Annotated in this window: 10 protein-coding genes, 15 tRNA genes and 1 rRNA gene; 24 read left to right on the forward strand and 2 right to left on the reverse strand. The window is 46.9% G+C overall.

The features are described from left to right. The 20 genes from rrf to KNQ11_RS00100 form a co-directional block, all read left to right on the forward strand. Window positions 1-98: ribosomal RNA gene (gene rrf, locus KNQ11_RS00005) — 5S ribosomal RNA — on the forward strand; the annotation flags it as partial. Between the two features lie 6 nt (window positions 99-104). Continuing rightward, window positions 105-179: transfer RNA gene (locus KNQ11_RS00010), tRNA-Asn, on the forward strand. Between the two features lie 26 nt (window positions 180-205). After that, a tRNA-Ser gene (locus KNQ11_RS00015) sits at window positions 206-296 on the forward strand. Between the two features lie 21 nt (window positions 297-317). Further along, window positions 318-392, forward strand: a tRNA-Glu gene (locus KNQ11_RS00020). A gap of 10 nt (window positions 393-402) precedes the next feature. Then, window positions 403-476: transfer RNA gene (locus KNQ11_RS00025), tRNA-Met, on the forward strand. An 8-nt stretch (window positions 477-484) separates the two neighbouring features. Then, a tRNA-Asp gene (locus KNQ11_RS00030) sits at window positions 485-560 on the forward strand. 7 nt (window positions 561-567) lie between these two features. Then, window positions 568-643: transfer RNA gene (locus KNQ11_RS00035), tRNA-Phe, on the forward strand. A gap of 31 nt (window positions 644-674) precedes the next feature. After that, a tRNA-Tyr gene (locus KNQ11_RS00040) sits at window positions 675-758 on the forward strand. Window positions 759-762: 4 nt separating this feature from the next. Then, a tRNA-Trp gene (locus KNQ11_RS00045) sits at window positions 763-833 on the forward strand. A 9-nt stretch (window positions 834-842) separates the two neighbouring features. Next, window positions 843-915, forward strand: a tRNA-His gene (locus tag KNQ11_RS00050). A gap of 10 nt (window positions 916-925) precedes the next feature. After that, window positions 926-997 (forward strand) — tRNA-Gln (locus KNQ11_RS00055). A gap of 8 nt (window positions 998-1,005) precedes the next feature. Further along, window positions 1,006-1,080 (forward strand) — tRNA-Gly (locus KNQ11_RS00060). A 6-nt stretch (window positions 1,081-1,086) separates the two neighbouring features. Continuing rightward, window positions 1,087-1,160, forward strand: a tRNA-Cys gene (locus tag KNQ11_RS00065). 36 nt (window positions 1,161-1,196) lie between these two features. Beyond that, window positions 1,197-1,277: transfer RNA gene (locus KNQ11_RS00070), tRNA-Leu, on the forward strand. A 4-nt stretch (window positions 1,278-1,281) separates the two neighbouring features. Further along, window positions 1,282-1,352 (forward strand) — tRNA-Gly (locus KNQ11_RS00075). A 38-nt stretch (window positions 1,353-1,390) separates the two neighbouring features. Beyond that, window positions 1,391-1,461 (forward strand) — tRNA-Gly (locus tag KNQ11_RS00080). An 89-nt stretch (window positions 1,462-1,550) separates the two neighbouring features. Next, entirely contained in the window at window positions 1,551-2,711 is a 1,161-nt protein-coding gene (queG, locus tag KNQ11_RS00085) for a tRNA epoxyqueuosine(34) reductase QueG (RefSeq protein WP_214724339.1), read from the forward strand. Further along, window positions 2,686-3,165 (forward strand): methylated-DNA--[protein]-cysteine S-methyltransferase, encoded by a 480-nt coding sequence (locus KNQ11_RS16880; protein ID WP_149426890.1) that lies wholly within the window; start codon window positions 2,686-2,688, stop codon window positions 3,163-3,165. Before queG ends, KNQ11_RS16880 begins: the two co-directional genes overlap by 26 nt. Window positions 3,166-3,168: 3 nt before the next feature. Further along, window positions 3,169-3,642, forward strand: coding sequence for a tRNA (uridine(34)/cytosine(34)/5-carboxymethylaminomethyluridine(34)-2'-O)-methyltransferase TrmL (trmL, locus tag KNQ11_RS00095; protein WP_023467320.1), 474 nt, complete (start codon window positions 3,169-3,171; stop codon window positions 3,640-3,642). A gap of 238 nt (window positions 3,643-3,880) precedes the next feature. Continuing rightward, a complete protein-coding gene (locus KNQ11_RS00100; protein ID WP_029340917.1) occupies window positions 3,881-4,447 on the forward strand; it encodes a DUF5366 family protein in 567 nt (188 codons plus the stop codon). Between the two features lies 1 nt (window position 4,448). Here KNQ11_RS00100 and KNQ11_RS00105 read toward each other — a convergent pair whose 3' ends face one another. Beyond that, complete coding sequence (locus KNQ11_RS00105; protein ID WP_050677725.1) at window positions 4,449-6,224, reverse strand: transglycosylase domain-containing protein; 1,776 nt, start codon at window positions 6,222-6,224, stop codon at window positions 4,449-4,451. A 206-nt stretch (window positions 6,225-6,430) separates the two neighbouring features. On the opposite strand from KNQ11_RS00105, the gene KNQ11_RS00110 reads away from it, so the two are divergent. The 4 genes from KNQ11_RS00110 to KNQ11_RS00125 are packed head-to-tail and all read left to right on the forward strand — an operon-like array spanning window position 6,431 to window position 12,624. Continuing rightward, entirely contained in the window at window positions 6,431-7,591 is a 1,161-nt protein-coding gene (locus tag KNQ11_RS00110) for a glucose-1-phosphate adenylyltransferase (RefSeq protein ID WP_023467324.1), read from the forward strand. A gap of 14 nt (window positions 7,592-7,605) precedes the next feature. Then, window positions 7,606-8,706: a glucose-1-phosphate adenylyltransferase subunit GlgD gene (glgD, locus tag KNQ11_RS00115; RefSeq protein WP_023467325.1), complete on the forward strand. Its 1,101-nt coding sequence runs from the start codon at window positions 7,606-7,608 to the stop codon at window positions 8,704-8,706. 14 nt (window positions 8,707-8,720) lie between these two features. Beyond that, window positions 8,721-10,172: a glycogen synthase GlgA gene (gene glgA / locus KNQ11_RS00120; RefSeq protein WP_149426891.1), complete on the forward strand. Its 1,452-nt coding sequence runs from the start codon at window positions 8,721-8,723 to the stop codon at window positions 10,170-10,172. 28 nt (window positions 10,173-10,200) lie between these two features. Beyond that, complete coding sequence (locus KNQ11_RS00125) at window positions 10,201-12,624, forward strand: glycogen/starch/alpha-glucan phosphorylase (RefSeq protein ID WP_214768876.1); 2,424 nt, start codon at window positions 10,201-10,203, stop codon at window positions 12,622-12,624. A gap of 41 nt (window positions 12,625-12,665) precedes the next feature. On the opposite strand, the gene KNQ11_RS00130 is transcribed toward KNQ11_RS00125, so the two are convergent. Beyond that, complete coding sequence (locus KNQ11_RS00130) at window positions 12,666-13,484, reverse strand: sulfurtransferase (protein WP_149426893.1); 819 nt, start codon at window positions 13,482-13,484, stop codon at window positions 12,666-12,668.

Raw genomic sequence — 13,484 nt, forward strand, 5'->3', positions numbered from 1 at the left:
GTGGTCACACCCGTTCCCATGCCGAACACGGAAGTTAAGCACTTGAACGCCGAAAGTAGTTGGGGGCTTCCCCCTGTGAGGATAGGACGCTGCCAGGCGATCGTTCCGCAATAGCTCAGCGGTAGAGCAACCGGCTGTTAACCGGTAGGTCGTAGGTTCAAATCCTACTTGCGGAGCCATTTATTACTTCTTCACCACGTACAATGGAGAGCTGTCCGAGTGGCCGAAGGAGCACGATTGGAAATCGTGTAGGCGTCAAAAGCGTCTCAAGGGTTCGAATCCCTTGCTCTCCGCCATCATCACTTTCAATTCATAATGGCCCGTTGGTCAAGCGGTTAAGACACCGCCCTTTCACGGCGGTAACACGGGTTCGAATCCCGTACGGGTCACCATTTATAGCGTCGCGGGGTGGAGCAGTCTGGTAGCTCGTTGGGCTCATAACCCAAAGGTCGTCGGTTCAAATCCGGCCCCCGCAATTACATACGGTCCTGTGGTGTAGCGGTTAACATGCCTGCCTGTCACGCAGGAGATCGCGGGTTCGAATCCCGTCAGGACCGCCATTGTTAAGGCTTTGTAGCTCAGTTGGTAGAGCAAAGGACTGAAAATCCTTGTGTCGGCGGTTCGATTCCGTCCAAAGCCACCATCTTTATTAACAACATGATTTTCCCATTTGTGGGGGGGTAGCGAAGTGGCTAAACGCGGCGGACTGTAAATCCGCTCCCTCGGGTTCGGCGGTTCGAATCCGCCCCCCCCCACCACCATAGGGGCATAGTTTAGCGGTAGAACTACGGTCTCCAAAACCGTCAGCGCGGGTTCGATTCCTGCTGCCCCTGTTTACCATGGCGATTGTGGCGAAGTGGTTAACGCACCGGATTGTGATTCCGGCATTCGTGGGTTCAATTCCCATCAGTCGCCCTCTTATTATTGGGCTGTAGCCAAGTGGTAAGGCACTGGATTTTGATTCCAGCACGCGAAGGTTCGATCCCTTCCAGCCCAGCTTTTCAAGCGGAAGTAGTTCAGTGGTAGAATACGACCTTGCCAAGGTCGGGGTCGCGGGTTCGAATCCCGTCTTCCGCTCCAATGAGTGGCGCCATAGCCAAGTGGTAAGGCAGAGGACTGCAACTCCTTTATCGTCAGTTCGATTCTGACTGGCGCCTCCAACTATTTCTCAATTAAATAGTTTTGCAAGAGATTGTGCCGGTGTGGCGGAACTGGTAGACGCGCACGACTCAAAATCGTGTTCCTTTGGAGTGTCGGTTCGATTCCGACCACCGGTATCTTGCGGGTGTAGTTTAATGGTAAAACCTCAGCCTTCCAAGCTGATGACGAGGGTTCGATTCCCTTCACCCGCTTTATACTTTTTACACAATCTGATGTTTCACCTGATCATGCGGGTGTAGTTTAATGGTAAAACCTCAGCCTTCCAAGCTGATGACGAGGGTTCGATTCCCTTCACCCGCTTACTAAAAAAGAGCAATGTGTCGTTTTCGCTGACACCTTGCTCTTTTTGTTTAGGAACGGGATTTTAACGAGGAAAGGAGTAGATCGTGATGGATGGTGTGCAATTGAAATTGGCTTTACAAGAGTACGCAGCAGAGATTGGGATTGATGAATTGAAGGTGACGACGGCTGATCCATTTCTTGTCTTAAAACGTCGCCTGCAAGCGCAACAAGAAAAAGGATTCGCTTCTGGTTTTGAAGAGCCCGATCTCGATCTTCGAACGACACCGTCTCTACTCGTTGAAGATGCCGCTTCGATCATTGCCATTGCGGTCGCGTATCCAAGTACTCTCAAAAGTGCACCTCGTGGCAAGGAAGGGGAGCGACGGGGAATCTTTTGTCGATCGTCCTGGGGACTGGATTATCACCAGGCGTTGCGACAACGCTTGACGTTACTTGAAGAAAAAATTCAAGAATTGAGTCCAGGTGCAAGGACGCGCTCGATGGTCGATACAGGAGAACTCGTCGATCGTGCAGTAGCAGAACGAGCAGGTATCGGATTCAGTGGGAAAAACTGCTCGATCATCAGTGAGGAGCACGGATCCTATCTCTATCTTGGTGAACTGATTACAGATATCGTCCTACCGCCGGACCAGCCAGTCGAAGAATTATGCGGGACATGCAATAAGTGTATCGACGCTTGTCCGACGGATGCGCTTGTTGAACCTGGCGTCATCGACGCTAAACGGTGTATCTCGTTTTTGACGCAGACGAAAACATTACTACCAGAACCATTCCGAATGGCGCTTGGGAACCGTCTATACGGTTGTGATACGTGTCAGCAAGTATGTCCGTATAACCGGAAGAAGAATGCGACACATCACGCTGAACTGCAGCCGGATCCAGAACAAGTCAAACCGCTCTTAGTTCCACTCTTATCCATGAGTAACCGTGAGTTCAAGAGCCGGTTCGGTACGTTGTCTGGCGCATGGCGTGGAAAAAAGCCGATTCAGCGTAATGCGATTTGTGCGCTCGTCCATTATCGAGACAAGAGCGCGATTGAGGCGCTACGGTTAATGACAGAAACGGATGCCCGGGAAGACATGCGGGCGCTTGCACTCTGGGCAGTCGGTCGAATTGGTGGAATTGAAGAAAAGTCATATATCGAATCACGTCTTTTAGCCGATACTGCAGTGGATGTGCAGACAGAAGGACAACGGTTACTTGAGGAGTGGGGGGAAGCAGATGCCATTTCAACAGCTCACTTATGAGTTTGGTACATTGCTCGTCGCATGGGAAAAAGAGCACATCGTGTATCTCGATTTTGGATTGAATGAAGAGCGTGCTCGAACCTATTTGCAAGAAGAAACCGACGACGGTGAATTACCGAAAGCTTGGCGCATGGCGTTTGATCGTTATGCAGGAGGCGATCGACAAGCGCTTGATGCACTTCCTTGTCAGTTGCGTGTCACACCGTTTGCGGAGCAAGTGTTGCACGCTTTACGAACCGTTCCGTTTGGTCAGACGATCAGTTACGGTGAACTGGCTCGAATGATCGGGAAACCAAAGGCAGCACGAGCCGTTGGTGGTGCCTTGAACCGGAATCCGATCGCGTTAATTTATCCGTGTCACCGTGTCATAGGGGCGACTGGTAAACTGACGGGTTTTGCAAGTGGGATTGCCCATAAAGAAGCGCTTTTAGCGCATGAGATAGGAGAGAATTGAACCATGGCTATTCATGTCGTTATGTATCAACCGGAGATTCCTCAAAATACAGGAAATATTTCACGCACATGTGCAGCGACGCATTCCGTCCTTCACTTGATCCGACCGCTCGGCTTCTCGACGGACGATAAGCAACTTAAACGTGCGGGTCTCGATTACTGGGAATTCGTCGATGTCCGTTATCATGATTCGTTAGAAGAACTGTGGGAGAAGCATCCGGAAGGTATTTTCTACTATATTACGAAATATGGAGAACAGTACCCGAGCCAGATCGACTTATCGGATGTCGAACAGGATTATTTCTTTGTCTTTGGTCGGGAAACAAAAGGATTGCCGCTTGAAGTCATCGATGCGAACGCAGAGCGTTGTATCCGTCTACCCCAATCGAATCTCGTTCGTTCACTGAACGTCTCGAACACGGCAGCGATCATCGTCTATGAAGCATTGCGTCAGCAAGGATACGCAGGTCTTCTATAAAGCAAAAGCTCCATCCTGAATCAGGATGGAGCTTTTATGAATTATTCGTTACCTTCAGGTTTTTTGTTGTAGCCTGCAGTGAAGATTGCTGTCAAAAACGCAAGACTTACGCCGACCATTAAGATAAATGCCATTTTTGTTTCCCCCTTCAGTCTCTTGAACCGATATAATCTATTATAGTATACCTGTAAGTGAAATTGTGTGCTACATATGAATTTTCTATGAATGGAGACTCCACATGCGTACGAACGTTTACCTATTAAGTTATGCTCCGCTGATCAGCATCTTGTTATTTAGTACGTCCCTTGCGATTGCAACGACGGAACTTGCATTACATTGGCTCGATCAAGTCGGCGTGTACGATGAACTACTGCAACTCTTGACGGCACGCGATACGAAGCTTGTCGTTTGGCTTGGTTTTTTGATCGTTTACTTCATGATCTTTAGTTCACTTAAACTATTGTCAGATACGATCAATCAGCTCGGTTTTGCCTTTTTTATCAAGGAACAAGAGGGTACGACACTCGGCATGTTACGTCCGGGTAGTATTCTGTTACTTATCGGAGGTTGTGTCAGCTTTGCCTTCATGACGTCCTTCTTGCATGTCGGAATCGTGTTGCTTGTGTCTTTTTTCATCTATTTTATCTTTTACACGGTACAAATTAGTAAAATGACGAGTGCAGCAGGAGCCGTCGGTTTGATTATCTTTTCTTTCTTAGCCTGGGGTGTTCTGCTTGCTGGTCTATCGTGGGTCGGTCTGACTTTATTCAATTCGTTCGGGGAAGCGATTTTATTTCCGAGTTGACTTAAGGACGTAAAATCGTCGCCCACGTCTGGACTTGTAACGTTGCATTCGCCTCAACAGGGAAGGGACGCGGGCGATCTGCCCCTAGCCAAATCCCTCCGATATGTTGATTTTTAATACCGACGAACCACATGTCTTTGTTATCGTTCGTCGTTCCTGTTTTTCCTCCGATATAGCGCGCAGAGGAATCATATCCTTTGCGTCCCGTTCCATACGTCATGACATTCTTTAAACCAGCCCGTAATTCCCGGTTCGTCTGACTGGACCAAATCCGTTGTTCTTTTTCTTGTGGTCGTTCGACCGTTCCATTTTTAAGCGTAATACTTTTGATCATCGATGCCGGTCGATAGATCCCGTCATTGACGAATACGGAATAAGCGTTCGTCAGTTCATATGGACTGATCCCGTATTGCAACCCACCTAGGGCACTCGTAAAGGCATCATCCTCACGTGTCCATTGGCTAAACTGGAATGGACGGATGGACTTCAATCCTTCCCGGAAAGAGACAGCAAATGCTCGAATTGCTGGTGTGTTATAGGAATAAGCGATCGCATCGGCAATCGTTACTTGTCCGAGAATTCGATTTCCGCTATTTGACGGACAGTATCCATCGATACAGACGGGACTACCGTCTAACGTGCTCGACAAGCGGGCTTTCGTCTTCTCAAGGTAAGGACCGTAGACAAGTAACGGTTTGATGGCTGAACCAGGTTGTCGGTACGACTGCACTGCTCGGTTGAACTGACCTGTCAAATTCGATTTGTAGCCGACAAGAGCCGTGACCCCGTGTGTTTGTCCGTCGATGCCAACATAAGCCCCCTCAATCGGGTTGGGTAGATTGCGAAGAGCTTCCTTAGCCCGTCGTTGTTCTGCTGAGTCGAGATATGTCGAGATGACCGCACCTTGTTGATGCAGATATTCTGCAGCATGCTTCTCACTCCAACCCTTTTTTTGAGCGGTCATCCGAACAGCAGCTTGAACGGTGGCATCGATATAGTCCGGATAAGGGACACTCGGTTTATAGGATCGAGGCGACACACGAGAAATAGCAAAATCTTTCGTCAGTACACGATCGCGTATTAACGCTTGAACGATTCGTTGCTGACGTTTTTTTGTGTTTTCAGGAAAGCGCAGCGGGTCATAAAGAGAAGGATTATTCGGAATTGCTGTCAGAAAACTGATTTCAGACCAACTCAACTCGCGTGCCGGCTTATTGAAATATGATTTTGCGGCAAGTTCGATGCCATAAATATTATTCGCGAAATAGGCTTGATTGACATACGCTGTCATCAGTTCTTTTTTCGAATATTTTTGCTCCAAAGACACAGCAATTAACAACTCTTTTATTTTTCTAGTATATGTTTTTTCGTTTGTTAGATATGTCATTCTTGCTAGTTGTTGTGTGATCGTACTGCCACCTTGAGATTTAGAATCAGACTGGTTTTTCGTAAACGCGCGTAAGATTCCTGTGATGTCATATCCGTCATGTTGATAGAAACGCTGATCTTCGATAGCAACAAACGCTTGCTCGACTTTTTTCGGCAATGTTCGAGGTGTTAAGTCATCCCGTCGCAATCCGTCATAGAGCTCGACCCGTTTGTTTTCATAGGTTACGGTGATTGGTTGGTAGGAGGTCAGTGGATGTCGTGTCGTCTGTTCATCGGCCCAGAAAAAAAGTGTGCGTGCTGTTTTTAACTCATCTTTAATTGAAAATAAGGAAAACAGAAGCATCATTGTAAGACCAAGTAAGACGAGATATCCTGTCGTAATTCGCATGAGAACTCCTTTCAAAAAGCCATTTCATTCCTATTATCGGTCTTTTATGGAGAAATCAATAGATTTTTTTTCGATTTTTGTATTTTAATAAACCTATTTTGCAGGAATGTTATATTAAAAAGAGAAAAGATTGGGTATATAGAAGTATCTGTGGATTTTAGAACGCGAGTCATCTGTAAAAAAAGAGCATAAATGGAGGGGACGAAATGGCTAAAAAGAATGTCGTTGCGATGTTACTTGCAGGCGGAGAAGGGAAACGTCTGGGAGCTTTGACGAAACACACTGCGAAACCAGCTGTTGCATTTGGAGGAAAATACCGGATCATTGATTTCCCACTTTCGAACTGTACGAACTCAGGAATCGATACAGTTGGCGTGTTGACGCAATACGAACCATTAGAGTTGAATCGATACCTTGGCATCGGAAGTCCATGGGATTTGGATCGTCGTAATGGCGGATTAACAATTCTTCCACCATACCAAGCACAGAACGGCAAAAACTGGTATGAGGGCACAGCAAATGCTATTTATCGAAACATGAGTTATATCAACCAATTTGACCCTGAATATGTTCTTGTTCTATCAGGCGACCATATCTATAAAATGGACTACGAAAAGATGATTGAGGAACACCGTGTGACAGGTTCTGATGTCACGATTTCCGTACGTGAAGTACCATGGGACGAGGCACCGCGATTTGGTATCCTCAATACGGACGATGACTTACGAATCAATGAATTCGAAGAAAAGCCAAAAAACCCGAAATCAAATCTTGCATCGATGGGGATTTATGTCTTTAACTGGGACATCTTAAAACGCCACTTGATTCAAGATGCCGGCGATGCGGAATCAAGCTTTGACTTCGGTAAGAATATCATCCCGAACATGCTTTTTGAAAATCTCAATATCCGTGCGTATAAATTCAAAGGATACTGGAAAGACGTCGGGACGATTCAATCCCTTTGGGAAGCAAATATGGATCTATTGACGGCAGAGCCTGAATTCGATTTGTATGAACCATCATGGAAAGTACATTCGGTCAACCCGAATCAGCAACCACAATACATTGGAAACGCTGCGACAGTCGAGACATCGATCATCAACGAAGGATGCCACATCGAAGGAGAAATCAATCATTCGGTTCTCTTCTATGGTGTCGATGTAGCAGAAGGATCACTCGTCAAAGACTCAGTCATCTTCCCGAACGTCAAAATCGGACGAGACGTCACGATTCACCGGGCGATCTTAGCAGATGGCGTGATCGTTGAAGATGGTGCAACGATTGGTTCTCCGGACGGAGAAGTTTTCGTCATTGAAGCAGACAGTATCGTCAAAAAGAACGAAGTCATCAAAGAAGCGATTCAATAAGGGGGATATACGAAATGAAGGTCGATCTATTAGGCGTCATCAATCTGAGTGGTGAAGAAGGATTTTTTAAAGAATTGACAGAACATCGCAACTTGGCAGCAGTTCCATTTGCAGGGCGTTATCGGTTGATCGATTTTACATTAACGAACATGGTACAAAACGATATCGCGAACATCGGGATTTTTACGCTCGAGAAATATCGGGGCATGATGGACCATCTTGGATCTGGTAAAGAGTGGGATCTTGACCGTTCAAACGGTGGACTCTATATCTTCCCACCTGCATTGTCACAAGATGCGAACGAGTTCCGTGGGGATCTATCGAACTTCCACCTTCACCGTGATTTTTTCCTTCGCAGTAAGGAAAACTATGTCGTCGTCTCTGGTTCAAACATCTTATCCGCGGTGGATTATCGCGATGTATTACGTGAACATAAAGAATCGAATGCGGATATTACGGTCGTCTATACGAAGCGTGAGCTACCTTGTAAATACTGCCGCCCGATCCGTTTTGGTGAACAGAATCGCGTGACAGCGATTGGATCACGCGGATTCCAGCCGACGGATGAGACGTTCTACATGGAGACGGTCGTTCTATCGAAAAATCTCTTTGTTCGTTTAATTGATGAAGCGATTGCTCGTGGTGAGTACGATTTACTTCAGAGTATCATTCGTTCACAATTGAACCGTCTACACGTGCACGGTTATGAGTACAGTGGTACATCACAAGTCATTCACTCGCTTCGTTCATACTATCGTGAGAGCATGCTGTTGCTTGAACAATGGGGAGCAATCAATGACTTCCAGCACGTCTATACGAAAATCAAGCATGAGCCACCGACACGTTATCTACCGGGTTCTGACATCAAGAACTCACTTGTCGCGAACGGCTGTAAATTAGAAGGAACGACGACGGACAGCATCTTGTTCCGTGGTGTCAAAGTCGGTAAACACGCTCGTGTCAAGAATTCGATCATCATGCAAAAATCAGTCATTGAAGAAGGCGCGGTCGTTGAGTACGCGATTCTCGATAAAGAAGTCACCGTCAAACGCGGTCAAGTCATCCGCGGAACGGCAGAAGAACCAATCGTCATCAAAAAACAAACAATCGTTTAAAGGAGATGTCATTCATGAAGGTATGGTTTGCTGCCACGGAAGCGACACCCTTCATCAAGACAGGGGGGCTAGCTGACGTCGTCGGCTCGCTCCCTTTAGCGCTTGCTGAGGAAGGGGCAGACGTTTCAGTCGTTTTACCTAATTATGGTCAAATCAAGGAACAGTATAAATCAGAGATGGAGTTTTTATTCGACTTCATCGTGCCTGTCGGCTGGCGCCAGCAATTTGGTGCAGTTCTCCGTCTGAAACAAGATGGTGTGACGTTCTATTTCATCGATAATGAGTACTACTTCAAACGGGATGGCGTCATTTATGGACATTACGATGATGCGGAACGGTTTGCGTATTTCTCACGTGCTGTCCTTGAGATGATTCAACATTTGGATCGAAAGGAAGTACCGGACGTCATCCATTGTCACGATTGGCAAACAGGTGTGATTCCAGCGTTCTTACGCATCCATTATCAACACCTCGAGCGCTATCAAGACATTAAAACGGTCTTTACGATTCACAATCTACAATACCAAGGTGTCTTCCCGGAAGAAGTGCTTGGTGACTTACTTGGTTTGAGTCATGAACATTTCACAGCGGATGGGATTGCTCATAACGGGCTCGTCAATTACATGAAGGCAGGACTCGTCCACTCCAATCAAATCACGACAGTCAGTCCAACGTACCGTGATGAAATCATGGATCCGTATTACGGTGAGACACTTGAGCCGGTCTTGCAACATCGCGCTGTCGACGTGCGTGGCATCTTGAACGGGATCGACTATCGTCAATTTGATCCTGCGCATGATACGCATCTCGTTGAGACGTATTCCGTTGATACCGTCACGGAAGGAAAAGCAAAAAACAAGGCGGCTTTACAAGAGGAACTAGGTCTCCCAATCAATCCGGACGTACCATTGTTCGGTTTCGTTTCTCGTCTTGTCGACCAAAAGGGAATCGATTTACTCGCGCATATTTTACCAGACTTGTTCGAACTCGATGCGCAGTTCATCATTCTCGGATCGGGTGAAGCGGAATATGAAGGATTGTTCCATCATGCGACATCGATTCGTCCAGACAAAATCGCTTCTTATATCGGATTTGACGTTGGTCTCGCACAACGGATCTACGCAGGAAGTGATGCTTTCTTGATGCCATCGCGTTTTGAACCGTGTGGTCTCAGTCAGTTGATTTCGATGAAGTATGGCTGTTTACCGGTCGTTCGGGAAACAGGTGGGCTCCGTGATACGGTCAAACCGTTCAATCAGTTCACATTAGAAGGAAATGGATTCTCGTTCGCGAATTATAATGCACATGAGTTTTTAGAAGCGATTAAACGTACGATTGAGGTGTATCATGATCGACCAGTCTTTGATCATTTGATTGAGACAGCGATGAATGAAGACTTCAGTTGGTTGCGTTCAGCCGACGAATACTTGGCGTTATATCGTTTGATTGCACCGTCCGCCACTTGATCGTATCACTGGGAAAAGGGGTTACGTCATGTTCAAAGATAAAGAGAAGTTCAAGGAGAGGTTTACGGAACGATTCGTTTCGATGCATGGCAAGGCAATAACGGAAGCAACAGAAAACGATATCTATCAGACACTTGCCTATCTGGTACGCGAGACGGTCACGACCGATTGGTTACGGACGAAGGAAACATATATCCATAAAAAAAGTAAGCAAGTCTATTACTTCTCACTCGAGTTTTTACTCGGACGTTTCCTGCATAACAATCTATTGAGTCTTGATGTCTTAAAGGATGTCGAGCGGGGACTTGAAGAACTCGGATATCAGCTCAGTGATTTGACGGAAGAAGAGCCGGAACCTGGACTTGGGAACGGGGGTCTCGGACGTCTCGCGGCGTGTTTCCTTGATTCCCTTGCTGCGCTCGGTCTTCCTGGACACGGGAACGGAATCCGGTATCAGTATGGTCTCTTCAAGCAAAAAATCATCGATGGTTATCAAGTCGAGTTACCGGATAACTGGCTGAAGAACGGAAACATGTGGGAAATCAGACGTTCTGATAAAGCAGTCGATGTTCCATTCGGTGGACACGTTTGGCTTGAAGAGGTCGGTGATGGATATCGCGTCCATCATGAACCGGCTGAAATCGTCCGTGCTGTTCCGTACGATATGCCGATCGTCGGCTATCAAAACAATGTCGTCAATAACCTGCGACTTTGGAGTGCTGAGTCTCCACTTGATGATGATGAATTACTTAGCCAATACCGTGGGAACTATAAAGATTTACTGGCACATAAACAATCGATTCAGACGATTTCAGAATTTCTGTATCCGGATGATACGACGTATGAAGGAAAAGAGCTGCGTCTAAAGCAACAATATTTCTTCGTCTCTGCTGGATTACGGAGTATCTTAACGTCCTTTAAAAAGCGAAATCATTCATTGAAGCAACTCGGCAACCATATCGCTATCCATATCAACGATACACATCCGGTCGTCGCGATTCCAGAGTTGATGCGGATTCTTGTCGATGAAGAAGGATTTGGCTGGGAAGAAGCATGGCGCATCACGAAGAGTGTCATGTCGTTTACGAACCACACGTTACTGTCAGAAGCACTCGAGCGCTGGCCGATCGATTTGTTCCGTCGCTTATTACCGCGCATCTACCTCATCATCGAGGAAATCAACCGACGCTTCTGTAAGGATGTGCTTGCGAACTATCCACACATGGAAGCGCATATGCGAGATATCGCCATCATCGCGGATGACCGGATCAATATGGCGAATCTGGCTGTTGTCGGCACGCATTCGACGAATGGTGTCGCTCAGATTCATACTGAGATTCTGAAGCAGCGCGAGATGCGCCTATTTTATGAGATGTTTCCGCTTCGCTTTAATAATAAGACGAACGGAATTACACATCGTCGCTGGTTCCTCTCATCAAACCCAGCACTGGCAAATCGTGTGACAGAAGCAATCGGGGATAGTTGGATTCAGCATCCGTCTGATTTGCAAAAGTTGACGAAATGGGCAGAGGATTCAGCATTACAGAAGGACATCGCCGAGATCAAACTTCAGCGCAAAGAAGAATTAGCGTTGCTAATTGAAAAAGAAACCGGTATCGTCGTGGACCCAACCTCGATTTTTGATGTTCAAGTCAAGCGATTGCATGCGTACAAACGTCAACTCTTGAATGCGTTACACATTCATTCGCTCTACTATCGTCTGAAGGAGGACCGTTCCTTCACGATGACACCGCGGACATTCATCTTTGGTGCAAAGGCGGCGCCAGGCTATCATTATGCAAAAGAAGTCATTCGTTATATCAATGCGTTAGCTCGCTTGATCAATCAGGATCCAGACGTCAGTCCATACTTAAAAGTCGTCTTCCTAGAAAACTATCGTGTATCGCTTGCTGAGAAGGTTTTCCCGGCAAGTGACGTCAGTGAACAGATTTCGACTGCAAGTTATGAAGCCTCTGGAACCGGCAACATGAAATTCATGATGAATGGCGCATTGACGATTGGAACGCTCGACGGAGCGAACATCGAAATTCGAGACGAGGTCGGGGATGTGAACATCTTCATCTTCGGCTTAACACCGCAAGAAGTCATGAATTATAAACAATACGGCGGTTACAGTGCATACGATCAATACAGTGCCCAACCCGAGCTACGACGGATCATCGATAGTCTCGTCGATGGAACATTATTTGCTCCAGGTGAATTCCAAGCGATTTACGATTCATTATTGACGTATAATGATGAGTATCTGATCCTGAAAGACTTCATGTCGTATCAACAAGCGCAAGAACGAATCGATCGGATGTATCAGCAACCAGAAGAATGGTATAAACGCGTCATTCTTAATATTGCACGGTCAGGTGTGTTCTCAAGTGACCGCACGATTAAAGAGTATGCGAATGCGATCTGGAACATCAAACCGATTCAACTCTGAACAAAAAGACACTGACAGATGTTTCTGTCAGTGTCTGATGCTTACGAACGGGAGACATCTTCACCACGGCTGACCCAATCACTATAAGAGCCGGCGTAAAGCCGGACATCGGTTTTCCCGAGTGAATGGAGAGCGATGACATTGACACACGCTGTCACACCACTTCCACAATAGAGGATAGGGGCTGTGACCGGTAGGATGTCGGCGTACAATTCTTTCAAATCTTCCGCGTCCCGTAAGCGACCATCTGGTGAGAGTGCTTGTTCAAAGAAACAATTCACGGCACCTGGAATGTGGCCGGCGACGTGATCGAGTGGTTCGATTTCTCCACGGTATCGATCGGGCGCACGGGAATCGATGACCATCGTTTCTGTCAGCTGATCTTTCAACTCTTCGAACGAGACGAGCATCTCATCTTGAAAACGAGGCGCGTACTGAGAAGGTTCATAAGTAGGAACGTCGTCCGTGACCGGAAGATCGAACGCTAGGTAAGAGGAGAATCCGCCCTCAAGGACGACGACACGCTCATGTCCGATCCATTTAAATAACCACCAGGCACGAGCGGCATACGGAAAACCATCGTCATACAAGACGACGAAGTCGTCCGGTGTCACACCATGCTGTTCCAGTGTGTGTTGCCACGCTTCTTTTGAAGGAAGCGGATGCCGACCGCCGACCTCATCGATGGGACCGGAAAGGTCAGTTGTTAAATCCAGGTGCTGTGCACCTTCGACGTGTTGTTCCAAGAAAGCATTTCGTCCATATTCAGGTTGTTGCAAGTCATATCGGCAGTCAAACCAGCGAATCTGATCCGTTCGGACGAGCTGTTGAAGATCTGCCATTTGAATCGTAGGAAACAT

The sequence above is a fragment of the Exiguobacterium sp. s39 genome (assembly GCF_018618925.1).
GTDB classification, from domain to species: domain Bacteria; phylum Bacillota; class Bacilli; order Exiguobacteriales; family Exiguobacteriaceae; genus Exiguobacterium_A; species Exiguobacterium_A abrahamii.

Bases quoted from the DNA above. Each gene is read 5' to 3' on its own strand.
- KNQ11_RS00105 (WP_050677725.1), bottom strand. From the start codon at position 6,224: ATGCGAATTACGACAGGATATCTCGTCTTACTTGGTCTTACAATGATG.
- KNQ11_RS00125 (WP_214768876.1), top strand. From the start codon at position 10,201: ATGTTCAAAGATAAAGAGAAGTTCAAGGAGAGGTTTACGGAACGATTC.
- KNQ11_RS00100 (WP_029340917.1), top strand. From the start codon at position 3,881: ATGCGTACGAACGTTTACCTATTAAGTTATGCTCCGCTGATCAGCATC.
- KNQ11_RS16880 (WP_149426890.1), top strand. From the start codon at position 2,686: ATGCCATTTCAACAGCTCACTTATGAGTTTGGTACATTGCTCGTCGCA.
- KNQ11_RS00130 (WP_149426893.1), bottom strand. From the start codon at position 13,484: ATGTTTCCTACGATTCAAATGGCAGATCTTCAACAGCTCGTCCGAACG.
- trmL (WP_023467320.1), top strand. From the start codon at position 3,169: ATGGCTATTCATGTCGTTATGTATCAACCGGAGATTCCTCAAAATACA.
- glgD (WP_023467325.1), top strand. From the start codon at position 7,606: ATGAAGGTCGATCTATTAGGCGTCATCAATCTGAGTGGTGAAGAAGGA.
- KNQ11_RS00110 (WP_023467324.1), top strand. From the start codon at position 6,431: ATGGCTAAAAAGAATGTCGTTGCGATGTTACTTGCAGGCGGAGAAGGG.
- glgA (WP_149426891.1), top strand. From the start codon at position 8,721: ATGAAGGTATGGTTTGCTGCCACGGAAGCGACACCCTTCATCAAGACA.
- queG (WP_214724339.1), top strand. From the start codon at position 1,551: ATGGATGGTGTGCAATTGAAATTGGCTTTACAAGAGTACGCAGCAGAG.